Annotated in this window: 20 protein-coding genes and 1 pseudogene; 13 read left to right on the top strand and 8 right to left on the bottom strand. The window is 73.4% G+C overall.

The features are described from left to right. Positions 1 to 139: 139 nt before the first annotated feature. The 3 genes from MILUP08_RS25615 to MILUP08_RS25605 are packed head-to-tail and all read right to left on the bottom strand — an operon-like array spanning position 140 to position 4,336. Positions 140 to 808 carry a response regulator transcription factor gene (locus tag MILUP08_RS25615; protein WP_007072219.1) on the bottom strand — a complete coding sequence of 223 codons (669 nt, stop codon included), beginning with the start codon at positions 806 to 808 and terminating at the stop codon, positions 140 to 142. Positions 809 to 815: 7 nt separating this feature from the next. Next, on the bottom strand, positions 816 to 2,507 hold the full coding sequence (locus MILUP08_RS25610; RefSeq protein ID WP_007463149.1) for a sensor histidine kinase: 1,692 nt from the start codon (positions 2,505 to 2,507) through the stop codon (positions 816 to 818). A 14-nt stretch (positions 2,508 to 2,521) separates the two neighbouring features. Beyond that, a complete protein-coding gene (locus tag MILUP08_RS25605) occupies positions 2,522 to 4,336 on the bottom strand; it encodes an AMP-dependent synthetase/ligase (protein WP_007463147.1) in 1,815 nt (604 codons plus the stop codon). Between the two features lie 122 nt (positions 4,337 to 4,458). Here MILUP08_RS25605 and MILUP08_RS25600 point away from each other — a divergent pair, with 122 nt between their 5' ends. From MILUP08_RS25600 to MILUP08_RS25575, 6 genes and pseudogenes are all read left to right on the top strand, one after another. Further along, positions 4,459 to 4,914, top strand: coding sequence for an SRPBCC family protein (locus MILUP08_RS25600; RefSeq protein ID WP_007463145.1), 456 nt, complete (start codon positions 4,459 to 4,461; stop codon positions 4,912 to 4,914). Positions 4,915 to 4,945: 31 nt separating this feature from the next. After that, positions 4,946 to 5,638 (top strand): hypothetical protein, encoded by a 693-nt coding sequence (locus MILUP08_RS25595; protein WP_039906636.1) that lies wholly within the window; start codon positions 4,946 to 4,948, stop codon positions 5,636 to 5,638. A 76-nt stretch (positions 5,639 to 5,714) separates the two neighbouring features. Beyond that, positions 5,715 to 6,662, top strand: coding sequence for an ROK family glucokinase (locus tag MILUP08_RS25590; protein ID WP_007463141.1), 948 nt, complete (start codon positions 5,715 to 5,717; stop codon positions 6,660 to 6,662). 11 nt (positions 6,663 to 6,673) lie between these two features. Continuing rightward, positions 6,674 to 7,377: pseudogene (locus tag MILUP08_RS25585) on the top strand (endonuclease/exonuclease/phosphatase family protein). 129 nt (positions 7,378 to 7,506) lie between these two features. Continuing rightward, entirely contained in the window at positions 7,507 to 8,913 is a 1,407-nt protein-coding gene (locus MILUP08_RS25580) for a flavin-containing monooxygenase (protein WP_007463135.1), read from the top strand. Continuing rightward, positions 8,910 to 9,722, top strand: a complete 813-nt coding sequence (locus MILUP08_RS25575; protein ID WP_007463133.1) for an alpha/beta hydrolase — start codon at positions 8,910 to 8,912, stop codon at positions 9,720 to 9,722. Before MILUP08_RS25580 ends, MILUP08_RS25575 begins: the two co-directional genes overlap by 4 nt. 13 nt (positions 9,723 to 9,735) lie before the next feature. Here MILUP08_RS25575 and MILUP08_RS25570 read toward each other — a convergent pair whose 3' ends face one another. Beyond that, positions 9,736 to 11,217 (bottom strand): alpha,alpha-trehalose-phosphate synthase (UDP-forming), encoded by a 1,482-nt coding sequence (locus tag MILUP08_RS25570; protein WP_083916055.1) that lies wholly within the window; start codon positions 11,215 to 11,217, stop codon positions 9,736 to 9,738. Positions 11,218 to 11,385: 168 nt separating this feature from the next. Next, positions 11,386 to 12,246: a hypothetical protein gene (locus MILUP08_RS25565; protein ID WP_007463128.1), complete on the bottom strand. Its 861-nt coding sequence runs from the start codon at positions 12,244 to 12,246 to the stop codon at positions 11,386 to 11,388. Positions 12,247 to 12,624: 378 nt separating this feature from the next. On the opposite strand from MILUP08_RS25565, the gene MILUP08_RS25560 reads away from it, so the two are divergent. After that, positions 12,625 to 13,302, top strand: coding sequence for a lysophospholipid acyltransferase family protein (locus tag MILUP08_RS25560; RefSeq protein WP_007463127.1), 678 nt, complete (start codon positions 12,625 to 12,627; stop codon positions 13,300 to 13,302). 6 nt (positions 13,303 to 13,308) lie between these two features. Here the strand turns inward: MILUP08_RS25560 and MILUP08_RS37205 are convergent, their stop codons facing one another. Continuing rightward, the gene (locus tag MILUP08_RS37205; protein ID WP_007463124.1) at positions 13,309 to 16,884 is read right to left on the bottom strand and encodes an adenylate/guanylate cyclase domain-containing protein; all 3,576 of its coding nucleotides are present in this window, start codon (positions 16,882 to 16,884) and stop codon (positions 13,309 to 13,311) included. Between the two features lie 139 nt (positions 16,885 to 17,023). Here MILUP08_RS37205 and MILUP08_RS25550 point away from each other — a divergent pair, with 139 nt between their 5' ends. Then, on the top strand, positions 17,024 to 17,221 hold the full coding sequence (locus MILUP08_RS25550; protein ID WP_007463123.1) for a hypothetical protein: 198 nt from the start codon (positions 17,024 to 17,026) through the stop codon (positions 17,219 to 17,221). A gap of 92 nt (positions 17,222 to 17,313) precedes the next feature. On the opposite strand, the gene MILUP08_RS25545 is transcribed toward MILUP08_RS25550, so the two are convergent. Then, positions 17,314 to 18,006, bottom strand: coding sequence for a Crp/Fnr family transcriptional regulator (locus tag MILUP08_RS25545; RefSeq protein WP_007463121.1), 693 nt, complete (start codon positions 18,004 to 18,006; stop codon positions 17,314 to 17,316). 305 nt (positions 18,007 to 18,311) lie between these two features. On the opposite strand from MILUP08_RS25545, the gene MILUP08_RS25540 reads away from it, so the two are divergent. The 5 genes from MILUP08_RS25540 to MILUP08_RS25520 all read left to right on the top strand — a co-directional run bounded on the left by MILUP08_RS25540 (position 18,312) and on the right by MILUP08_RS25520 (position 22,122). Beyond that, on the top strand, positions 18,312 to 18,809 hold the full coding sequence (locus tag MILUP08_RS25540; RefSeq protein WP_007463119.1) for a polyadenylate-specific 3'-exoribonuclease AS: 498 nt from the start codon (positions 18,312 to 18,314) through the stop codon (positions 18,807 to 18,809). A 78-nt stretch (positions 18,810 to 18,887) separates the two neighbouring features. Next, positions 18,888 to 19,391 carry a pyridoxamine 5'-phosphate oxidase family protein gene (locus tag MILUP08_RS25535; RefSeq protein WP_007463117.1) on the top strand — a complete coding sequence of 168 codons (504 nt, stop codon included), beginning with the start codon at positions 18,888 to 18,890 and terminating at the stop codon, positions 19,389 to 19,391. Between the two features lie 159 nt (positions 19,392 to 19,550). Next, entirely contained in the window at positions 19,551 to 20,579 is a 1,029-nt protein-coding gene (locus tag MILUP08_RS25530; RefSeq protein ID WP_039906634.1) for a 6-phosphofructokinase, read from the top strand. A 115-nt stretch (positions 20,580 to 20,694) separates the two neighbouring features. After that, positions 20,695 to 21,513: a pyrroline-5-carboxylate reductase gene (proC, locus tag MILUP08_RS25525; RefSeq protein WP_007463113.1), complete on the top strand. Its 819-nt coding sequence runs from the start codon at positions 20,695 to 20,697 to the stop codon at positions 21,511 to 21,513. A gap of 258 nt (positions 21,514 to 21,771) precedes the next feature. Next, on the top strand, positions 21,772 to 22,122 hold the full coding sequence (locus tag MILUP08_RS25520) for a DUF2203 domain-containing protein (protein WP_007463111.1): 351 nt from the start codon (positions 21,772 to 21,774) through the stop codon (positions 22,120 to 22,122). Positions 22,123 to 22,236: 114 nt separating this feature from the next. On the opposite strand, the gene MILUP08_RS25515 is transcribed toward MILUP08_RS25520, so the two are convergent. Next, the coding region (locus MILUP08_RS25515; RefSeq protein ID WP_337588122.1) for a class F sortase at positions 22,237 to 22,813 on the bottom strand (577 nt) is incomplete at its 5' end.

The following is a 22,813-nucleotide window of genomic DNA, read 5'->3' as shown; positions in this document are numbered from 1 at the left end:
ATTGTGCCCCCGACGTACCCGCCAGACCATAGCCTGCCGCCGAATTCCCGCCGACGTCGGTCGATACACGAAGGTCCGCGCCGGGGGGAGCCGGCACGGACCTTCGGTCGCGGTGTCCCGCTCGACGAGCGGGCGCGGATCAGAACTTCGGGGCGTCCGGCGCCTCGAGCAGGCCGAGCCGCAGCGCGGTCATCAGCGCCTGTGCCCGGTTGGCGGCGCCGAGCTTCTCGTAGAGCTTCGAGATGTGCGTCTTGGCGGTGGACTCGCTCACGAACAGCTGCTTCGCGATGCCCGCCACGCTCATCCCGTCGGCGAGCAGCCGCAGGACCTGCCCCTCCCGGGGGGAGAGCTGCGGGCCGGACGGGGCGAGCCGACGCTTCATCGCCTCGGCCAGGTCGGCGGCGGTGAACGCGCTGGGCGAGGAGGCGGCGTGCCGCGCGGCGGCCACCACCTCGTCGGCCGGGGCGGTCTTCGGCACGAAGGCGCTCGCGCCGGCCTCCAGGGCACCGAAGAGCTGGTCGTCGCCCGCGTACATGGTCAGCACCACGATGCCCATCGACGCGCTGGACTTGCGCAGCGCGCGGGTGGCCTCCAGGCCGCTGCCGTCGGGCAGCCGCAGATCCATGATCACCACGTCCGGCTGCAGGGCGCCGGCCTGGCGTACCCCCTCTGCCGCGGTCGCGGCCTCGCCGACGACCTCGAACTGGCGGTCGCGCTCGAAGGCGTGCCGCAGGCCCTTGCGAATCAGGTCATGATCGTCGACAAGGAGGACCTTGGTGCGGGTGGCCGGTGTCGGACTTGTGGTCATCCTCGGGTTACTCCCCTTCTGGTGCTGCGCTGTCGCGCACGTTGTCGCGCCGGGACGAGGTGCCGAGAACCACCGCCACGGTCGTGCCGCTGGGTTGCCGCGGCCTGATCTCCAACCGGCCCCGGATACGTTCCGCCCTCTCGGCCATGATCGCAAGACCGTACCGTCCGTCGGGGCGCTGGTCAGCCATCCCCTGACCGTCATCCGACACTTCAATTTGGGCGTACGGGGGGTCCACCTCACACGTGACCCAGAGATTCGAGGCCCCGGCGTGCTTGCGGGCGTTGGTCACCGCCTCCTGCGCGATGCGCAGCAACTCGGCCTCGGTGGCCGCCGGCAGGCGCGCGGTGGACTCGTCAAGCGACAGGTGCACCCGCAGCCCGCCCGAGGCGCCGACCGTCCGGGCGTACTCGGCGATCGCCGCGGCCAGCCCGCCCTGCCGGTCCACCTCACTGCGCAGCTCGAAGAGGCTCAACCGCAGCTCCTGGATCACCCGGGTCACCTCGCCGCGCAGCGTACGCAGGGCCTCGGCGGTCTCGTCGGCGTCGTCGAAGACGGTGGCCATGGCGTTGTCGATGCCGTAGCCGACCATCACCAGCTCCTGCGCCACCCCGTCGTGGATCTCCCGGGCCAGCCGCTGCCGCTCCTCGTTGGTGGCCAGCGAGCGGACCTCGTCGAACAGCAGCGCCGCCTCCAGCCGCAGCGCGGCCGGCCGGGTCAGCCCGGTCACCCGGGACACCACCGGCGGCGGGTACGCCTGCGCGACGTCCGCCTCCAGCACCACCAGCCCGACCGTGCGCACCCCGGCGACCAGCGGGACGATGAGCGCCGACACGTCCCCGCCCCGGTGCGAGCGCGACTGCGAGCGGGCGGCAGTCGTGGCCTGCTGGCTGGCCCAGGCGTCGGCGATCGCCGAGTCCGCGTCCAGCGTCGTCTCCCAGTCCACCCGGTCCACGCCGGCCTGGGCGAGCACCACGAGCCGGCCCCCGCCGCTTGCCGACAGCACCGCGCCACGGTCCGCCTGAGCCACCGTGCGCAGCTCCTCCAGCAGGTGCTCGGAGATGCCGCCCGGGTCCAGGGTCGCCCCGGGCAGTTGCCGGGCCACCGTCCGCAGCTGGGTCAGCAGCCGGGTCGCCTCGGCGTACGGCTGGGGCTTGCCCTCCCCGCGGACGGCCATCACCCGGTGCAGGGTGCCGGCCGCGTAGAGCCCGAGCGCGGCGAGGATCAGCCACTGCGCGCAGACCGCGAGGTAACCCACCTGGCCGAGCTGAGGCCCGCCGTCGACCTCGGTCAACGCGCCGCTGAGGAGCAGCGTGCCGGCGGTCACCGCGAGCAGCGCCGCGCCCTCGCGGAAGCGGCGGCGCAGGGCGGTGACGGTCACCGGCACCGCCAGGTAGGGCAGCACCGCGGAGGCGCCGAGGCCGTCGACAGTGCCCCCGATCGACGCGACCGCGGCGACCTGGCTCGCGGCCAGCCCCAGCACCACCACCTCGGCCACCCGGCTCAGCGGCCCGATCAGCCGGTGCTGCGGGGCGAGCAGGGACGGCGCTCCGGCGACCGCCAGCAGCGCGATCCACCACAGCTGGGTGACGTCACGGGTGGCGAACAGGGTCAGGATCGCGACCAGCGCCAGCATCACCAGGCGGGCGGCCGCGGCGAGGGGATGCGGACGTGGTGTGGCGGATGCGGATGCGGGCACGTGACGGATGGTAGTCAGCCTCGGTAGATGTCGGCGATTTCCGCCGCGTACGTCTTGTGGACGACCTGTCGCTTGACCTTGAGCGACGGGGTCAGCTCACCGGTGGCCTCGGCGAAGTCACGGGGCAGGATCCGGAAGACCTTGATCGCCTCGGCCTTCGACACGGCCTGGTTCGCGGTGTCGATCGCGGACTGGACCTCGGCGCGCAGGCCCTCGTGCTCGCGCAGCTCCTCCATCGGGGTGTCCGAGGGCAGTCCGGCGCTCGCGAGGAAGGTCGGCAACGCCTCCTCGTCGATGGTGACGAGCGCGGCGATGAACGGCTTGGCGTCCCCGACGACGACGCACTGGCTGATCAGCGGGTGGGCGCGGACCTGGTCCTCCAGCACCGCGGGGGCGACGTTCTTGCCGCCCGCGGTCACGATCAGCTCCTTCTTGCGACCGGTGATGCTCAGGTAGCCGTCGGCGTCGAGCTGGCCCAGGTCGCCGGTGCGGAACCAGCCGTCGGCGCTGAGCGCCTCCGCGGTCGCGGCCTCGTTGTGCCAGTAGCCCTGGAAGACCAGGTCACCGGAGATCAGGATCTCGCCGTCGTCCTCGATCCGGACGGTCACGCCGGGCAGCGGCCGGCCGACGGTGCCGATCCGGGTGCCGGTGGGCAGGTTCGCCGCGGCGGCGGGCGAGGTCTCGGTCAGCCCGTACCCCTCCAGGACCGTCACGCCGACGCCACGGAAGAAGTGACCGAGCCGGGCGCCCAGCGGCGCGCCGCCGGAGATGGCGTCGCGGCACCGTCCGCCGAGCGCGGCGCGCAGCTTGCGGTAGACGAGGCGGTCGAAGACCGCGTGCTGGGCGCGCAGCGCCAGGCCGGGCCCGCGCGGGGTCTCCAGAGCCTCGCTGTACGCGATGGCGACCTGCTCGGCGCGGGCGAAGACGCCGCCCTTGCCGTCGGCCTCGGCCTTCTGCTTGGCCGCGTTGTAGACCTTCTCGAACACCCGGGGTACGGAGAGCACGAAGGTGGGGCGGAACTCCTGCAGCTCGCCGACGAGGTTCTTGGTGTCGGGGCAGTGCGCCAGGGTGGCCCGGGCCTGCACCACGCCGATCTGGATGAGCCGGGCGAACGCGTGCGCCAGCGGCAGGAAGAGCAGGGTGGCCGCGCCGGCGTTGAACAGGTTCGGCAGCACCGGCACCGCGTTGGCGATGTCGGCGTACATGTTGCGGTGGGTGAGCACGCAACCCTTGGGGCGGCCGGTGGTGCCGCTGGTGTAGATGATCGTCGCCAGGTCGCCGGCCCGGACGGCCTTGCGGCGCTGCTCGACCTCGGCCAGCTCGACGGCGGCGCCGGCGGTGACCAGCTCGTCGACCCCGTCGCGGTCGATCTGCCACAGGTGGGTCAGCTCGGGTAGGCGGTCGCGGACGCCGGCGACCAGGTCGGCGTGCGCGTCGGTCTCCACCACGGCGGCGACCGCGCCGGAGTCGGCCAGGATCCAGGCGGCCTGCTCGGCGCTGGAGGTCTCGTAGATCGGCACGGTGACCGCGCCGACAGTCCAGATGGCGTAGTCGAGCAGCGTCCACTCGTAGCGGGTCCGGCTCATCAGCGCGACCCGGGCGCCGGGGGAGACGCCGGCGGCGATCAGGCCCCGGGCCACCGCGGTCACCTCGTCGCGGAACTGGAGGCAGGTCACCTCGGCCCAGGCGGTGCCGCCGCCGTCGGGCGAGCGGGTGGCGCGGGCGAACTGGACGGTGTCCGGTGCGGCCTCGGCGTTGTCCCAGACCGGATCGGTGAGGTTGGCCGCGTCGCCAACGGTGACGATCGGCGGAACGGAGAACTCGCGCACCTGCACTCCTTCGTGCTCGCACTGGCCGGGCCGCTGCCCATTCACGGCTGTCGGCTCTGTCGAAACCTACCCGGCGGGGGCGGCGCGGCGTGCGGGCGGTACCCGCCGGGTAGCCTCCCCCCATGGCGGACTCCTCCACCCAGTCGATCATCATCGGCGCGTCACCGGACCGGGTGGCGGCGGTCATCTGTGACTTCCCGAGTTACCCGGAGTGGACCGAGGCGGTGCGCCACGCCGAGGTGATCGAGGAGTACGAGGACGGCTACGCGAGCCAGGTGCGGTTCGTCATCGACGCCGGGGTGATGGCCGACGAGTACGTGCTCGCCTACGAGTACGCCGAGGACCTGTCCCGCGTCGAGTGGCACCTGCTCGGCCCCTCCAAGATGCAGAAGAGCCAGCGCGGCTCGTACGACCTGGTGGCGAACCCGGACGGGAGCACCACCGTGACGTACACGCTTGAGGTCGAACTGTCGGTGGGGATGCTCGGCATGTTTCGGCGCAAGGCCGAGAAGATGATCATGGACACGGCGTTGAAGCAGCTCAAGCGCCGGGTAGAAGCACCCGGTGCGGCGCAGTGACGCGTCCGCCGGCAGGGTAGAGGAGCCGACTGTGGGCGGAACGGATCCGGGTTCGGCCCGGGAAGAGGCGGAGCGTCTGGTCGCCACCCTGCTCGCGGGGGCGCGCCTGGCCTCCGGCGGGTCGGCGGGCGGCCCGTTCGGCCCGCTGGGCGGGATGCTGGCCGGTGTCCTCGGTCACAGTGCCGCTCCGGGCGGCGGCCGCCACGGCGGTGGTGGGTTCGCCACCGGTTCGGCCGAATGTTGTGTCTGCCCGGTCTGTCGCGGCATCGCCGCGTTGCGCGATCCGAGTCCGGAATTCGCCGAACGGCTCGCCACCGGCGCCGGAGACCTCGCGGCCGGCGTGGCCAGCCTGCTCCGCGCGTTCGCGCCGCCGGAGCCACCCACGACGGCCGCACCGCAGCCGTCCACGCCGTCGCGGCCGGCGTCCGCCCCGAGCAGCGACGACGAGGCCCCGTCCTCCGCCCCGGCCGGCCGCTCCGCCGAGACCGACGACGAGCACGTGTGGCGCGATGCCACCCGCACCGGGCATGATTCTCAGCCGGCGCCGGAGCGGGATGTCTGGTCGGTCGCCACCCGGACGGCGGGCCCACCCGCCCCGGCCACCGCAGCACCCGTCGACGACGCCGGGTCGGTGGCCGCACCGGCGCCGACCAGCCGACCCGCGGTGCCCGCGTCGCGGGCGTCCGACGACACCGGCGCGGACGCGCCGGGCGGCGGCGCCTGAGCGCGGGACATCGCGATCCGGACCGGCGCGCCGTCGGCGCGCGGACCGGACAGCACAGCAGAGGGGAGCGGCAGCGGTGACGCTGACCATCGGAGTCGACGTCGGTGGCACGAAGGTGGCCGGCGGTGTCGTGGATGACACCGGCACGGTTCTCGTGCAGAGCCGACGGGACACTCCCGCCGATGACGTCGGCAAGACCCGCGACGTCATCATCGAGCTGGTCGGCGAGCTGGCTGCCGGGCGGACGATCGAGGCCGTCGGAATCGGCGCGGCCGGCTGGATCGACGCCACCCGGTCGACAGTGCTCTTCGCCCCGAACCTGGCCTGGCGTGACGAGCCGCTGCGCGAGTACGTCGGCGCCGCCGTCGGCCTGCCGGTGATCGTGGAGAACGACGCCAACGTGGCCGCGTGGGCCGAGTTCCGCTACGGCGCCGCCCGGGCTGCCGACGACTCCATGATCATGTTCACCATCGGCACCGGCGTCGGCGGCGGCATCGTGCTCGGCGGCGAGCTGATGCGCGGCGCGCACGGCGTCGCCGCGGAGCTGGGCCACATGCTGGCCGTGCCGGACGGGCACCAGTGCGGCTGCGGGCGGCTGGGCTGCATCGAGCAGTACGCCAGCGGCAGCGCCCTGGTCCGCTTCGCCCGCGCCGGCGCCCGCCAGGAACCGCAACGGGCCACCGCCCTGCTGGAGCTGGCCGGCGGCGAGGCCGAGGCGATCACCGGCCACATGGTGACCGCCGCCGCGCAGGGCGGCGACCCGGTCTCCGCCGAGGCGTTCGCGCAGATCGGCCGCTGGCTGGGCACCAGCCTCGCCGACATGGCGCAGATCCTCGACCCGCAGACCCTTGTCGTCGGCGGCGGCGTGATCGACGCCGGCGACCTGCTGCTCGGCCCGACGCGCCGCTCGTATCTCGACGCGCTCGCCCAGCGGGGTCGCCTGCCGGTGGCCGAGGTGCTCCCCGCCGAGCTGGGCAACAGCGCCGGGGTGATCGGCGCGGCCGACCTGGCCCGCCGGATCTGAGGCGGCCGACGATGGGCGAGGCTGCCGGCGTACCGCTGCGCGTGGTGTCGTACAACGTCCACAGCCAGCGCGACGACACCGCCGCGCTGGCGGCGGTGGTCCGGGCCGCGAGGCCGGACGTGGTGATCGTGCAGGAGGGGCCGCGCCGGTTCCGGTGGCGGCAGAAGTCCGCCACCCTGGCCGAGTCCTTCGGTCTGGTGGTGGCCGCCGGGGGCCTGCCCGCCCTGGGCAACCTGTTGCTGACCAGCCTGCGGTGCAGGTGCGCGACACCCGTTGCCAGCGCTTCCCGCTGACCCCGGGTCGACACCTGCGCGGCGCCGCGTACGCCGAGTGCCGGGTCGGCGAGGCCCGGTTCACCCTCGCCGGCTCGCACCTGTCCACCGACCCGACCGAGCGGCCCGCGCAGGCCGCCGAGTTCCGGCGGGGGCTGGACGCGGCGAGCAGCCCGGTGGTGGCCGGGGCCGACCTGAACGAGGGGCCGGACGGGCAGGCGTGGGCCACGGTGGCGCGTGGCCTGACCGACGCGGCGATCGCCGCCGACCAGGCGGACCGGCTCACCTACTCGTGCGCCGACCCGCGCCGGCGCATCGACGCGCTCTTCGTCGATCCCCGGATCAGCGTGGTCGACTACGACGTGGTGGACACCCCGCAGACCCGCCGGGCCAGCGACCACTTCCCGGTCCTCGTCGACCTGCTGCTGCCCACCACCGGCTGACCCCCACCGGCTGACCCCCCACCGGCCGGGACCCGCCGATCGGTCCGCGCCGGGGCTGGACATCCGGCTCCGATGTGGAGAGGATTTCGCGGCGACCGGCACCCGTGCCGCACAAAAGGAGATGTCCCGGTGTCCACCTCCACCGACCACGGCCGGCCCGACCCGGATGCGACCCCGTCCGCGCAGAGCCCCGAGGGCCGTCCGCTCTCCGACCGGGGCGACACGGTCTGCGTCATCGGGGCCGGGGCCAGCGGCCTGACGGCCATCAAGAACCTGCGCGAGCACGGGTTCGGGGTGGACTGCTACGAACGGGAGACCGGCGTCGGCGGCGCCTGGAACTGGCGGCACGACCGCAGCCCGGTGTACGCCAGCACCCACCTGCTGTCGTCGAAGCCGTTCACCCAGTTCCCCGACTTCCCGATGCCGGACTCGTGGCCGGACTACCCGCACCACAGCCAGCTCCTGGCGTACTTCGAGCGGTACGCCGACCACTTCGACCTGCGGTCGCACGTCTGGTTCGGCACCGAGGTGATCCGGGTGGAGCCCGCCGAGGGGGACCGCTGGGACGTGACCACCCGTTCCACCGGCGGGTACGGGCCCGAGCGCACCTCCCGGTACGCCGCCGTGGTCATCGCCAACGGGCACAACTGGTCGCCGAAGTTGCCCCGCTACGAGGGGTTGGAGGAGTTCCGCGGCGAGATCATGCACGCGTCGTCCTACAAGGACCCGGCGCAGTTGCGCGGCAAGCGGGTGCTGGTCGTGGGCGCCGGCAACACCGGCTGTGACATCGCCGTCGAGGCCGCCCAGCAGGCGTCGCGCTGCTGGCACTCCACCCGCCGCGGCTACTGGTACGCCCCGAAGTACGTCCTCGGGCGTCCGGCCGACCAGGTCAACGACGCCCTGCTGGCGCTGCGGGTGCCGCTGCGGGTCCGCCAGTGGCTCTACCACTGGACGTTGCGCCTGACCGTCGGCGACCTGACCCGCTTCGGGCTGCCCAAGCCCGACCACCGGGTGTACGAGACGCACCCGATCGCCAACAGTCAGCTCGTCTACTACGTGGGCCACGGCGGCATCGGCCCGGTGCCCGACCTGGCCCGCTTCCGCCCGTACGCCGTGGAACTGGCCGACGGCCGCGAGATCGACCCCGACCTGGTCATCTTCGCCACCGGGTACCTGCCGCGGTTCGAGTTCCTCGACGCGTCGGTGTTCGGCGACAGCGCCGGCACGGGCCGGCCCACGCTCTGGCTCAACGCCTTCACGCCGGGGCACCCGACACTTGCGGTCGCCGGCCTGGTGCAGCCGGACTCCGGGATGTTCACCCTGGCGCACTGGCAGACGGTGCTCTTCGCCCGGCTGTTGCAGGCCCGTCGGGACCGGCCCGAGCGGGCGGCGGCGTTCGCGCAGCGGGTGCGTGACCGGGCCGGGGAGCGCTACTCGGGGCAGGTCAAGGACAGCAGCCGGCACTGGTTCGAGGTCGGGCACGCCGACTACCTGCGCGCCGTCCAGCGCGCCCTGCACGACCTGGAGGCCAAATGACCGAGCTGCGGATCATGCGGGGCCGGGAGTGGTCCCGGCCGGTCCGGCCGGCGCGACGTGAGGTGCTCAGCGCCGTTCCCGAGGTGGAGGAGGGGCGGCCTCCGCTGCTCTTCGTTCCCGGGTTCGGGCACGGCGCGTGGGCGTTCGCCGAGCACTGGTTGGGGCACGCCGCGTCGCGGGGCTTCCCGGCGTACGCGCTGAGCCTGCGCGGGCACGGCGGCAGCGAGCCGGCGCCGGAGGCGACGCTGCGCGCGTACGCCCATGATGTGGTCCAGGTGGCGGCGGGCCTGCCGCGCCAGGCGGTGCTGGTGGGGCACGGCGCCGGGGCGCTCGTGGTGGCGCATGCGCTGGCGCGTTACCCGGCCCGCGGCGCGGTGCTGGTGGCGCCGGTCTTCGGCGGCTGGGGCATGTTGTCCACGGCGGTGCGCCGCAACCCGGCCGGGACGCTGCCGGCGGTGTTCGGCGGGCCGCTGCGGCTCAGTCGGGCGCAGCTGTTCAGCCGCGAGCTGCCCGACGAGGAGGCCCGGCGGTACGTGGCGCGGCTGGGTCGGGCCGGTCGGCGGGCGCAGTGGGCGCTGCTGGGCGAGCCGGAGGCCGAGCCGGCCGTGGGCGCGCCGCCGGTCCTGGTGCTGGGCAGCCCGGACGACCGTGTGGTGCCGGCGTCGACGTTGACGCGGATCGCCCGCCGGTACGGGTCGGCTCCGCTGCTCTTCCCCGGCATGGGGCACGACCTGATGCTCGACGCGCGCTGGGCCGAGCCGATCGACGCCATCCTGGACTGGTTGGAGAAGGAGCCGGCCGCGCGGTGAGTGGTCGCGCCGGTCAGCCGCCGGTGTGCTGCGTGGCGGACGTGGCCCGGGTCGCGGGACGCGGCACCAGGGCAGCGCCGTCGGCGTTGGCGAGGCTGCCGACCAGGGCGCCGCGCTCGTCCAGGGCGCTCAGGTAGGAGCGCGCCCAGGCATGGATGTCGTGCTGGTGCAGGTGGGCGCGCATGGCCCGCATGCGCTCGGTGACGTCGGCGGGGCTGGCCCGCAGCGCCGTGCGCAGCGCCTGCTTGAGCCCCTCCAGGTCGTGCGGGTTCACCAGGTACGCCTGGGACAGCTCGGCGGCCGTGCCGGCGAACTCGCTGAGCAGCAGCGCGCCGTCGTCGTCCACCCGGGCGGCGACGTACTCCTTGGCGACCAGGTTCATCCCGTCGCGCAGCGGGGTCACCGCCATCACGTCGGCGACCCGGTAGAGCGCGGCCAGCTCGGCCCGGTCGAAGGGCTGAGTGAGGTAGTGGATGGCGGGTTCGCCGACCCGGCCGAACTCGCCGTTGATCCGGCCCACCTCGCGCTCGATCCGTTCGCGCAGGATCTGGTACTGACCGACGCGTTCCCGGCTCGGCATGGCGACCTGCACGAGCACCGTGTCGCGGACCTTGACGTCGCCGCTGGCGAGCAGTTCGCTGTACGCCTTGAGGCGCTGCTCGATGCCCTTGGTGTAGTCCATCCGGTCCACGCTGAGGATGACCTGGCGGGGATCGCCGAGATCCTGGCGGAGGCGGCGGGCCCGCGCGGCCACGTCGGGGCGGGCGGCGAGGGCGGCCATCTCGGCCGTGTCGATGGAGACCGGGAACGCGCCGATGCGCACCACCCGGTCGTCGATGCCGATCCGGCGGTCGGTGGCCGGCAGCTCCAGTACCCGGGTGACCAGTTGGGCGAAGTTGTGCGCCGCCTGGGCGCGCTGGAAGCCGACCAGGTCGGCGCCGAGCATGCCGCGCAGCAGTTCCGCACGGCGGGGCAGCTGCATGAACAGCTCCGGCGGTGGGAACGGCACGTGCAGGAAGAAGCCGATGCGCAGGTCGGGGCGGAGCGCGCGCAGTTGCCCGGGGACCAGTTGCAGGTGGTAGTCCTGCACCCAGACCACGCCGCCGGGCTCGGCGACCTCGGCGGCCGCCTCGGCGAAGCGCTGGTTGACCCGTTGGTACGCCTCCCACCAGCGGCGGTGGTGCTCGGGTTGCTCGACGGCGTCGTGGTAGAGCGGCCAGAGGGTGGCGTTGGAGAAGCCCTCGTAGTGGTCGCGTAGATCCTCGTGGCTGAGGGCGACGGTGTGCATGTGGACGCCGTCCACGTCCGGCAGGGCGGGTGCCGCTCCGGTGCCGCCGGCCCAGCCGACCCAGGTCGCCGGGGTGTGCCGGAGCAGGGGGTGCAGCGCGCTGACCAGCCCACCGGGGCTGCGGCGCCACTCGCATGCGCCGTCGGGCGCCTGGCTGTCGTCGATGGGGAGGCGGTTGGCCACCACCACGAGGGAACTCTGTCGCATCTCGGGCATTCCGATCAGCAGAGGACTGACCGCCACGAGCAAGGGAAAACCGGTCAGTCAGCGGGGGAAGTGACGTACAGCGGTATTCCTACTGACAGTAAGTTACACCATTGTTACGCCCCGAGCGGGGGCGTCGTCGTCCCGCGATGCGGTCCGCGGGCGGGGGCGTCAGACGACGGCGCCGTTGTCCGGGTCGTCGTCGTTCTCGTCGCCGGGGCGCAGGCGCCAGATCAGCGTGACGAAGCCGGCCAGGATGCCGGTGAACCCGAACAGGGTGACCGCCGAGCGGTCCACCGGGATCAGCGACGGGAAGAGGAAGAGCACGAACCCGACGACCACCGCGAGCGCGCCGACCACCGCGTACTTCGAGATCCGGGGCAGCGGCGGCGGGGGTGGCGGGTGGTAACCCTCGTCCTCGTCGTCGTCGGGCAGGTCGGCGCCGAAGGTGTCCAGACCGTCCAGCAGCGAGGGCTCGTCACCGCGGGTGCCCCGGCCGACGGAGATCCCGGAGATGTCGGTGGCCGACGGCAGCCGGCGGACGTCGGTGGCGGTCGGCCCGGCCTCGTCGACGCCGGAGCGGGCGAGTGGACCGGCCGTCGGCTCGTCCCGGGTCTCCCGGTCGTCGCGCTCGTCCACGTCCTCCGCAGCCGGCCACGGGCGCTCGTCGGTCGTCGAGGTGGTGTGGAAGCCGGCAACGATCCGGGCCCACTCGGCGTCGATGTCCGGCTCGTCGCGGGCCGGCGGCTGCTCCGGGGCGCTCTCGTCGGCGAGCTGGGTGAGGTAGTCGCGGGCGGTCGTCAGGTGCGAACGGTCGACGTAGAGCCGGTCGACCGGACGGGCCGGAACCGTGGTGGTGCGGGTGACCGGGTTGAGGTCGGCGGAGGGTTGCAGGTACGCGGCGATCCCGCCGGCGGCCAGCACGTCGAGCAGGTGCTCACCGACGCGCGGATCGACGTCGCCGACGATGGCGTACTCGCTAGCGTCGAGCCCGTTGTCCCGCCGTCCCCGGCGGGCACCACCCGCTGACACCCGGCAATCCTCCTCAACGCGCCCTGCGGCGCGGCCACCCCTGCCCCCTCGGCGCCCGTCCGCACGCCGTGCTCTGAATCGTGACACGTCGGAGGCCCGTTCCGGGAGTGCGTTGTGTCGCGTCTTCCAAAGTCAGGGGCGCTGCCGCAGGTCGCGGCGGTGGCTCTTTGTCCGTTCTTGCGCGACACGTGCGATCTCGGTGATCGTTGGCGACCGGGTGGTTCGACCCTTCCAGGCCGCGCTGCGGACCGCCGACGATCGGAAAGATGAGAGGCATCAACGTCCGTTGTGGTGTGCGCGCGGGCTTCGTAGGCTCGTCCGCGACGGCGGCGCTCCCGGCATGGTGCTGTCGCGGGCGCACCACGGGAAAGGACGCCGGTGCTCTACTGGCTGTTGAAGTACGTTCTCCTCGGTCCGCTGCTCAAGCTGATCTTCCGCCCGCAGGTGGAGGGCCTGCACCACGTGCCGGCGACCGGGCCGGTGATCCTGGCCAGCAACCACCTCTCCTTCTCCGACTCGATCTTCACCCCGTTGATCATCTCGCGGAAGGTCACCTTCGTGGCCAAGGCCGAGTACTTCACCGGCAAGGGGATCAAGGGCTGGTTGACGAAGATGTTCTTCGTCGGCACCGGCACCATCCCGGTGGACCGCTCCGGCGGCCAGGCCGCCCGCGCCGCCCTGGACACCCAACTACGGGTGCTGCGCGCCGGGGGAGTGGCGGGCATCTACCCCGAGGGCACCCGCTCCCCGGACGGGCGGCTCTACCGGGGCAAGACCGGCGTCGCCCGGCTCGCGCTGGAGAGCGGCGCGGTGGTGGTGCCCGTGGCGATGCTCAACGCCGACGAGATCCAGCCGCCCGGCACGCTCATCCCCCGGATCGACCGGGTGCGGATCCGCTTCGGCGCCCCGCTGGACTTCTCCCGCTACGAGGGGCTCGCCGGCGACCGGTTCGTCGAGCGCGCGGTCACCGACGAGATCATGTACGAGCTGATGGAGCTCTCCGGCCGCGAGTACGTCGACATCTACGCCCAGAAGCTCAAGCCGGTGCCCGCCTGAGTCGCCTCAGCAGGCCACGGCCGGCCCGGTCGGGCTGATCGGTCGGCCGGCCAGCGCCAGCAGGCCCGGGGCGTCGTTGCGCAGCGCGAAGGTGCGCACCTCGGCCCGCGGCACCCGGGCGCCCGCCGGATCGCCGGCACAGGCCAGCTCCGCCGCCGCGAGCGCCAGCGCCAACACCCGGTCGCTGACGTCCGGAATCCGCCCGTACGTCTCGGCGGCGGCCAGGTGCAGCTCGGCCGCCCGCCGGTGGTCGCCGTCGGCCGCCGCCACCGCCGCCGTCACCGTGCGCAGCGCCGCCTCCGACCACGGCGTGCGATGTCCGACCCGGTCCAGCATCGCGCGGACCCGCACGGAGGCGTCCCGTCCGGCCAGGGCGGCGGCGTACGCGGCGGCGGCGATCCACTCTCCGCTGGCCAGCGCCGGCACTGCCGACCAGGACCGGTCCAGCTCGTCGATCAGCTCCGCCGCCTCGGCGTCGCGGCCCTGCAGTGCCCGGCACAGCGCCGCCATGCTCAGCATCGTCCAGCGCAGCCGGTGGAAGCCGCTGCGTCGCGCGGTGGCCAGCGCGTCGGTCAGGTCGGTCGGATCCTCGTCGTCGCGGAGCACCAGCAGGCAGCAGCGCAACCCGCGCACCTGCATGTCCCAGCTGCCGGTAGGCGTGTCCACGAACGCCTCCGCCGCGGTGAGCAGCCGGCCGAAGTCACCCTCGAACCACGCCCGCATCGCCTCGGCGGAATAGCTGGTGGTGAGCGTCTGGCCGCTCGCCGTACGCGCCGGCGCGGCCGAGAGCAGGGCGTTCGAACGCAGCCAGTCGCCCTCCTCGCGGATGGCCCAGGCCAGGTTCTGGGTGGCGCGGGGCAGCGCGAGCAGCTGACCGGAGCGCGCGAACTCGACTATCGCGTGCAGCTCGTCCAGGCCGACCCGGTCACCGGCCTGGTAGCGGGCGGTGGCCGCGGTGATCCGCGCGTTGGTGCGCGCCTCGGTCAGGCCCAGCCGCTCCGCGATCTCCGCTGCGGTGTCCGCCGCCGACACGGCCGGGTCGCGCTCGTAGTTGAGCATGTGCAGGCGGCCCAGCTCGGCGTACGCGTCGGCCTTCTGCGGGCTGTCCGGCAACGACTCGAACAACTGGACCGCGCGATCCAGGCAGGCCAGCGCGTCGCCCCGGTCGGCGCGCAGCCAGGCCGCCTGGCCCAGCAGCGTCCACGCCCGCGCGGCGCACGCGTCGTCGCCGTGCGCCGACAGCCGGTCGGCAAGCGCGTGCACCTGCTCCGGCCCACCGCCGGAGAGGAACGCGTTGCCGTCGCGGTAGAACGAGATCTCCGTGCTGAGCAGCTCCAGTTGCAGCCGGCCCACCGGGTCGCTGTCGTCGGCCAGGCCCAGCGCCCGACCCGCGTGGCTCGCCGCCGCGTCCAGCCCGTGCAGGGCGTACGCCCGGCGGGCCGCCCGGTGCAGCGCCTGCCGCGCCGGCCCCGCGTACCTGCGGACCGGCATGCCCAGCGAGCGGGCGATCTCGTGCGCCGCCCAGCGGTGGTGGGCGAGCACCTCCGCCAGATCGGTGTCGCGGCTGTGCGACAACGCGTCGAGCCAGTCCGCGGCCCGTTCGTGCCGCGCCACCCGCTCGGTGCGCGGCAGCCGCTGGTAGCAGACGTCGCGTACCAGCACGTGCCGGAAGCGGAACTCCGCCTGCCCGGCCATCGTCGACGCGGCCTGCTCGTGGACGAAGTCGCGCTGCTCCAGCCGGCGCAGCGCCCGCTCGACCGACTCGACCGGCTGCCCCAACGCGGCGGCCACCGCACCCGGCCAGAACTGCACCCCGACCACCGAGGCCGCCAGCAGCACCGAGCGGTCCTTGGCGTCCAGCAGGTCCACCCGGTTGGCGATCACCGCGTGCACGCTCTCCGGCATGGTCAGTTCGAGCTGCTTGTCCAGCGACCAGCCCCGCCCGGACTGGCGCAGCGCGCCCTGCTCGATGAGCATCCGGACGTACTCGTGCGCGTAGAGCGGGTTGCCGCCGGCCACCTCGATGAGCGGGGTCAGCATGTCGGCGGAGAACGCCGCCTGGCCGAACAGGTGCGCGTACAGGGCGGCGATGCCGGTGTCGCGCAGCGGCGGCAGGGTGATGGTCACCGAGCCGGTGATGGTCCCCGCCCAGCTCGGATCCCGATCGACCAGCTCCGGACGGGCGGTGCAGAGCAGCAGCAGCGGCGCCTCGCGGGCCGCAGCCCCGAGCAGCTCCACGAAGCGCAGCATCGCGTCGTCGGCCCAGTGCAGGTCCTCGAAGACCAGCACGGTGGGGCGGCGGGCGGCCAACGCCAGCAGGAACCGTCGCCACGCCGACTCGGCCTCCTCCGCCGGCAGCGGCGTGCCGGGCAGCCCGACAAGCGGGCGCAGGGCGTCCACCACCCGGTCCCGTTCGCCCGGGCCGATCAGCTCGGCCACCGCGCCGGCCAGCCGCTGCGCGGCGCTGGCGGCCGGGTCGGTGTCCAGGATGCCGGCCTCGGTCTTGACGATGTCGGCAAGCGCGGCGAACGTGACGTTCTCCCCGAACGGCGGGCAGCGCCCCGTCCGCCAGGTCAGCGGCTCGTCGACCAGCCGGCCCGTGTGCCGGTACAGCTCGCGCAGCAGCCGGCTCTTACCGATGCCGGCCCGGCCGAAGATCGTCACCACCTGCGGCAGCCGGTCGCGCAGTGACCGGTGCAGGGCGTTGACAAGCATGCCCAGCTCGTGTTCCCGGTCGACGAGCGGCGTGGTGTCCGGCTCCCGGTCGGTCGGCAGGCGACGCAGCGGCGACAGCGCGAGCCACACCTCGGTCGGCGACGACCGGCCGCGCAGGGTGACCGGAGGCTGCTCCTCGTAGCGGATCGTGTCCCTGGTCAGCGCGTGCGTGGTGCCGCACACCAGCACCCCGCCCGGCGGCGCGACCGACTGCATCCGGGAGGCCGTGTTCACCACGTCCCCGGCCACGATCGCCTGCCCGCCGTCGCGGGCGGCGGCCACGTCGACGAGGGCCTCGCCGGTGGCGACCCCCACCCGGAACCGCATCTCGGCGCTGCCGGTCGGCGCGAACCGGGTGAGCACCCGTTGCAGCTCCAGCCCGGCCCGGACGCAGCGCAGCGCGTCGGTCTCGGTGGCGATGGGCGCCCCGAACAACGCCATCACCGCGTCACCGATGTACTTCTCCACCACCCCGCCGTACTGGCCGACCACCCGGCGGGCCGCCGAGAAGAAGCCGGTCTGCATGCCGCGGACCTGCTCCGGGTCGGCCCGCTCGACGTACGGGGTGAAGTCGATGAGGTCGACGAAGAGCACACTCACCCGGCGGCGGTCCTCCTGCGTGGCGGCGGCGGTCGCCCGGTCCGTGCCCGGCCGCGGTGACCCGCACGAGGTGCAGAACGTGACGTCCGAGGCGAGCGGGCGCAGGCAGTGGGGGCAGACGGCACCCAGCTCGGCGCCGCAGCCACCGCAGAAGCGGTCGCCGTCGGCGGCCGTACGTCCACAGCGCCCACACTGCGCGGCGATGACAAACCCTCCAAGGCGAACCGGGCCGACGCCCCCCGTCGTCCCGTCACAGGGAGTATCCACGCTCGCGCGTCTGTCAGGTACCGGCCTGTCGGCTTGTGTCAGGTACCGGCCTGTTGGTTTGTGGACAGCCCACGAGGGGTCCGGCGGACTACATTCAGTCCGCCACATCTTCGATCAGCGACCAGAGGGGGACAGGTCAATGGTGTACGTCAAGCTGGAGAGCGACTGGACCGACGGCAACGGGGTCAGCCACTCCGCGGGCGAGTCGGTGGACGTCGACGCCGCCACGCTGGCCACGCTTCAGGCCGAGGGCATCGTCAGCGAGCAGTCCCACGGCCCGGGTGGCGAGGGCAAGGGCCCGGACAAGTGGGCCGGCCCGGGCAGTTCCGGAGCCTGAACCACGCGTCGGTGACGCGACGACCCGGCCGGGCCGCCCACGGGCGACCCGGCCGAGTCATGTCCAGAGTGGTGCCGCAGCGGCGGCGCTGCTCAGCGGTCGTTCATGCCGGCGCGGCGGCGCAGCGCGGCCACGTCGGTGACCACGATCCGGCGGCCCTCGGTCCGCAGCCAGCCGCGGCTGGCGAAGGAGCCGATGGCCTGGTTGACGCTCTGGCGGGAACCGCCGGCCATCTCGGCGAGCTGGCTCTGGTTGAGCTCGATCGTGATCATCGGGGCCTGGCTCTCGCCGGCAAGCCGGACCAGTGTCTTGGCGACCCGGCCGGGCAGGTCGAGGAAGACGTGGTCGGCGTTCTGCTCGGTGAGGCGACGGATCAGGCCGCCCAGCGAGCGCATCACCGCGTCCAGGATGCGCGGGTTGGAATGCACCAGCTCCATGAACGCGCCCCGGGAGAGGGCGAGCGCCGCGCAGTCCTCGATGGCCTCGGCAGACGCGGACCGGGTGGAGGCGTCGAGCAGCGAGACCTCGCCGAGCACGTCCGGCGGACGGATCACCGACAGCACCGCCCGTTCGCCTGTCGGCGCGGTGCGGAAGACGGCGACCGCGCCGCGGCGCAGCACGATAAGCGACTCGCCCGGGTCGTTCTCCACGAAGAGCAACTGCCCCTTGCGGTACGTCCGCGGGACGGCGGCAGCGATGACACGCTGGCGCACCTCGGGCTCCAGCCCGGCGAACATCTCGACACCCGTGAGCGCGTCACCCGGCTCCGGCAGGCGCATCTCCACGGCCCAACCCCTCCCCGGTCATGGACCACACAATCGCTCACCGGGTGAACCTGATGGCCCTGACAAGGTGAACTGACACCGATTCGGCGTCCGGTAGCGGTACACATCAGATCATGACGGTCCGGTCGCTTGCTGTACACCCCTCGAAGCACTTCCGTGACCGTCGCGAGCTGCGACGTACCCCCTGCCCGGGCCCTTGGTCGCAGGTCGGCGGCCGGGTCGCCGCTGGTCCGCCGCGGACCGGCCGTGGGTCGCACCCGGCCCCGCCGGGCGTCGCCGGTCGGCGGTGGGCGAGGATGGCCGGAATGGTGTACCGCTATTTCTACGACTGCGAGTTCATCGAGGACGGCCGGATCGTCGACCTCGTCTCGATAGGTGTCGTCGACGAGTACGGCCGCGAGTTCTACGCGGTCTCCACGGAGTTCGACGACTCCCGTGCCGTGCCCTGGGTCCGGCGCAACGTGCTGGACCGGCTGCCGTCGCCGGCGGACCGGTCCTGGCGTTCCCGGGAGCGCATCCGTGACGACCTGTACGACTTCCTCATGGAGCCGGTCCGGGACCGGCCGGGAGAGCAGTTGGAGCTGTGGGCCTGGTACGCGGCGTACGACCACGTCGTCCTCGCCCAGCTCTGGGGGGCGATGCCGGCGCTGCCCCGGGAGATCCCCCGGTTCACCAAGGACCTGCGGCAACTCTGGGACGACCGGGGCCGGCCGACCCTGCCGGATGCGGACGCGGCCCGGCACGACGCCCTTGTCGACGCCCGGCACAACCTGGCCCGCTGGCGGGCGATGACGACCCGCTGAGCGGTCGTCGTACGTTTGCAGGTTTGACCGGTTCTGTCCCGGGCATCGGTTCGACCAGTCGAGCCGAGGGAGACTGCCATGAGCAACGATCCGACAAGCGTCACCGAGGCCCGGACGCGGGTCACCGAGCTGGTCCGCGCCGCCCGGATCTGCATGCTCACCACGATCGCGCTGGACGGGCGGCAGGTGAGCCGGCCGATGGGGCTGCAGGAGGCCGAGTTCGACGGCGACCTGTGGTTCTTCGCGTACGACGACTCGGCCAAGGTGCGCCAGATCCGGGTGAACCCGGAGGTCAACGTCGCCTTCTCGGACCAGAAGCACAACGCCTGGGTGTCGGTCTCGGGCACCGCCAGCGAGGGCTTCGACGCCGAGCGCGCCGAGCGGCTGTGGAACCCGCTGCTCAAGACCTGGTTCCCGGACGGGCTGGACACGCCCGGCCTGACGCTGATCAAGGTGCACGCCAGCTCCGCCGAGTACTGGGACTCGCCGAGCAGCACCGTGGTCAACCTGCTCGGGTTCGCGAAGGCCGCCGTCACCGGTCACCCGCCGGCCGCCGGCGAGAACCACGAGGTGACCTACTGACCCGTCGCCCCCCGGGGCGCGCTGTCGTCGCGCAGGCAGGCCGACTACAGTGCGCAGTGACGGCCCGCCCCGGGCCGGCAATGGCGCCGATGGTCTGACCTGACACATACCCTGGGGCATATCGGGCTTTACCTGATGCTCCAGGAGGATGAGCGGATCATGCGTATCGGCGTGCTCACCGGCGGCGGCGACTGCCCAGGTCTCAACGCGGTCATCCGGGCGGTGGTCCGCAAGGGCGTCGCCACCTACGGTCACGAGTTCGTGGGCTTCCGGGACGGTTGGAAGGGCCCGCTCGAGGGTCTGTCCCGTCCCCTGGGCATCGCGGACGTCCGCGGCATCCTGCCCCGCGGCGGCACCATCCTCGGCTCGTCCCGCACCAACCCGTTCAAGATCGAGAACGGCGTCGAGCGGATCAAGGACAACCTCGCCGAGCAGGGCGTCGACGCGCTGATCGCCATCGGCGGCGAGGACACCCTGGGCGTGGCCACCAAGCTCTACGAGCTGGGCGTGCACGTGGTCGGCGTGCCGAAGACCATCGACAACGACCTGGGCGCCACCGACTACACCTTCGGCTTCGACACCGCGGTCAACATCGCGATGGAGGCCATCGACCGGCTGCACACCACCGCGGAGAGCCACCACCGCACCCTGGTCGTCGAGGTCATGGGCCGGCACGCCGGCTGGATCGCCCTGCACGCCGGCCTGGCCGGCGGCGCCAACGTGATCCTGCTGCCCGAGCGGCAGTTCGACGTCGACCAGGTGGCCGGCTACGTCGAGAAGCGCTTCCAGCACCAGTACGCCCCGATCGTGGTGGTCGCCGAGGGCGCCCAGCCGCTGGACGGTCAGATGGTGCTCGCCAACCAGGAGCTGGACTCGTTCGGCCACGTCCGCCTCGGCGGCATCGGCCAGTGGCTGGCCGAGCAGCTGGAGGCCAAGACCGGCAAGGAGGCCCGCACCGTGGTGCTGGGCCACATCCAGCGCGGTGGCACCCCGACCGCCTTCGACCGGGTGCTCGCCACCCGCCTGGGCCTGCAGGCCATCGACGCGGTCAACGAGGGTGACTGGGGCAAGATGGTCGCGATGCAGAGCACCGACATCGTCCGGGTCCCGCTGGCCGAGGCCACCCGCGAGCTGAAGACGGTGCCGCTGGAGCGGTACGAAGAGGCCGAGGTCTTCTTCGGCAGCTGATCGACGGTAGCGGCGCGGCGGCCCCTGCGGTCGTCGCGCCGCCGACCGACGTTCGACGGCGCAGCGGGCGTGCGGCCCGCCGCGGCGCGGCACGACGCGAGGGGGTACGGCCGAGATGTCAGCAGGGGTGCACACGGTCGCGGTGATCGGCGCGGGCAAGATCGGCGAGCTGATGCTCTCCGGGCTGCTGCGCTCCGGATGGCCGGTGGAGCGGCTGCTCGCCACCGCCCGCCGACCGGCCCGCGCCGAGGAGTTGACCGCCCGCTACGGCGTCCGGGTGGTCGACAACCTGACCGCCGTCGACGAGGCGGCCGTGCTCGCGGTCTCGGTCAAGCCACAGGACGCCGCCGCCCTGCTGGACGACATCGGCCCCAAGGTGCCCGCCGACAAGCTGGTCATCTCGCTCTGCGCCGGCCTGCCCACCAGCTTCTTCAACCGCCGGCTGCCCGAGGGCACCCCGGTGGTCCGCGTCATGACCAACACCCCGGCGCTTGTCGACCAGGCGATGACGGCCATCTCGGCGGGCGCGTACGCCACAGGCGAACACCTCGCCCTGGCCGAGGAGATGTTCAAGCCCCTCGGTCAGACGATCCGGGTGCCCGAGTCACAGCAGGACGCGGTCACCGCGCTCTCCGGCTCCGGCCCGGCCTACTTCTACCTGCTGGTCGAAGCCATGATCGACGCCGGGATCCTGCTCGGGCTGCCCCGGCAGGTGGCGCACGAGCTGATCGTGCAGACCGCGATCGGCTCCGCCGTGATGCTGCGCGACTCCGGCGAGCACCCGGTCAAGCTGCGCGAGGCGGTCACCTCGCCGGCCGGCACGACCATCTCCGCGATCCGTGAGCTGGAGAAGCACGGCGTACGCGCGGCGCTGCTCGCCGCGCTGGAGGCCGCCCGGGACCGCGCCCGCGAACTGGCCGCCCAGGCCGACTGACGGTCGGCGAGCGGACCGCGCCCGCCGACCGACACGGCACGCGACTCGCGGGGCCGCGAACGGCGCGGCAGTCGCGTGGTGTGCGTGGTGTCGCCTGGCCGAGCTGGCCGCCGACGTCACCGGGCCGCAGCGCGCGGCGCAGCATCTTCATCGGCTGCCCGGCGCGGCAGTCGCGCGACTCGCGGGGACGTGCGCGGCGCGGCAGTCGCGCGACTCGTGGGGACGTGCGCGGCGCGGCACGTGGCGCATACTGGCGGCGTGTTCACACTCGCTCAGGCCCGGCACCTGGTGGCCACCCTGCAGCCTCGTGTCGACGAGCTGATCCGGCTCCGCGCCGACCTCGCCGAACTGCGCGTCGACCTGGCCGACCACGGCGTCAGCGCGCTCGGCGGGCTGGCCGAGGTGAAGGGGCTGGAGGCCCGGCTGCACGGGGTCGTCGAGGAGCTGCACCAGCACGAGATCCAGGTCAAGGGCATCGCGCCGGTGCTGCTCGACTTCCCCGGCGAGCGGGCCGGCCGCGCGGTGCTCTGGTGCTGGCTGGAGGGCGACTCCGACGTGCGCTGGTACCACCGCGCCGAGTGCGGCTTCGCCGGCCGCCGCCCGGTCTGACGCCGGGCCCCGCCCGGTCTGACGCCGCCCCACCAGGCGGTGATCGACTCGGGATCCAGGAATCCGGGGCATCCGACCGAGCCGGACACCCCGAGTTCCAGGAAGGCGAGTTGATCAGCCGTCGGCGACCGCGAACACCACCACGTTGTCCCGGTAGTGCCCGCGCCGCCTGTCGAAATCGCCCCCGCAGGTGACGAGCCGCAGCTCCGGCCCGGGCGTCGGGCCGTAGACCACCGCCGTCGGGAAGCGGTCCTTGCGGGTACGCAGCGATCCGGTCACCCGGAACGACAGCCACCGCCCGCCGCGCCACACCTCGACCCGGTCACCCGGACGCAGCTCGTCGAGCCGGGCGAAGACCGCCGGGCCGCGCCGCGAGTCCAGGTGCCCGGCCAGCACGGCCGGCCCGGTGTCGCCGGGCGCCGGACCGCCCCCGTACCAGCCGGCGGTGTCGAAGTCGGTCGGCGGAACGAGCACGCCCGCACGGTCCAGGCCCAACACCGTGAGCCCCGAGTCGACGCCGATGCGCGGCACGCGTACCCGAGTGGGTGGACCCGCCGGGCGCGGCGGCGCGGCCACGGACGGGCAGCCGTCGGCACAGCCGGGGCGCCAGCTCGCGGCCGGCGGCGGCGGGTCGGTGGTGGCCAACCCGACCCCGGTGCCGGCGGCCAGGCAGACCGCCGCGCCGGCCGCG

The organism is Micromonospora lupini str. Lupac 08 (genome assembly GCF_000297395.2).
In the GTDB taxonomy this organism is placed as follows: Bacteria; Actinomycetota; Actinomycetes; order Mycobacteriales; family Micromonosporaceae; genus Micromonospora; species Micromonospora lupini.
The sequence above is the reverse complement of the archived record's forward strand: the minus strand, read 5'-3'. Positions and strand labels throughout refer to the sequence as shown.

What these genes read in the sequence shown, in the direction of transcription:
- MILUP08_RS25615 (WP_007072219.1), bottom strand. Translation starts at nt 808, where the DNA reads ATGACCACAAGTCCGACACCGGCCACCCGCACCAAGGTCCTCCTTGTC.
- MILUP08_RS25600 (WP_007463145.1), top strand. Translation starts at nt 4,459, where the DNA reads ATGGCGGACTCCTCCACCCAGTCGATCATCATCGGCGCGTCACCGGAC.
- MILUP08_RS25575 (WP_007463133.1), top strand. Translation starts at nt 8,910, where the DNA reads ATGACCGAGCTGCGGATCATGCGGGGCCGGGAGTGGTCCCGGCCGGTC.
- MILUP08_RS25570 (WP_083916055.1), bottom strand. Translation starts at nt 11,217, where the DNA reads ATGCGACAGAGTTCCCTCGTGGTGGTGGCCAACCGCCTCCCCATCGAC.
- MILUP08_RS25550 (WP_007463123.1), top strand. Translation starts at nt 17,024, where the DNA reads ATGGTGTACGTCAAGCTGGAGAGCGACTGGACCGACGGCAACGGGGTC.
- MILUP08_RS25540 (WP_007463119.1), top strand. Translation starts at nt 18,312, where the DNA reads ATGGTGTACCGCTATTTCTACGACTGCGAGTTCATCGAGGACGGCCGG.
- MILUP08_RS25535 (WP_007463117.1), top strand. Translation starts at nt 18,888, where the DNA reads ATGAGCAACGATCCGACAAGCGTCACCGAGGCCCGGACGCGGGTCACC.
- MILUP08_RS25530 (WP_039906634.1), top strand. Translation starts at nt 19,551, where the DNA reads ATGCGTATCGGCGTGCTCACCGGCGGCGGCGACTGCCCAGGTCTCAAC.
- proC (WP_007463113.1), top strand. Translation starts at nt 20,695, where the DNA reads ATGTCAGCAGGGGTGCACACGGTCGCGGTGATCGGCGCGGGCAAGATC.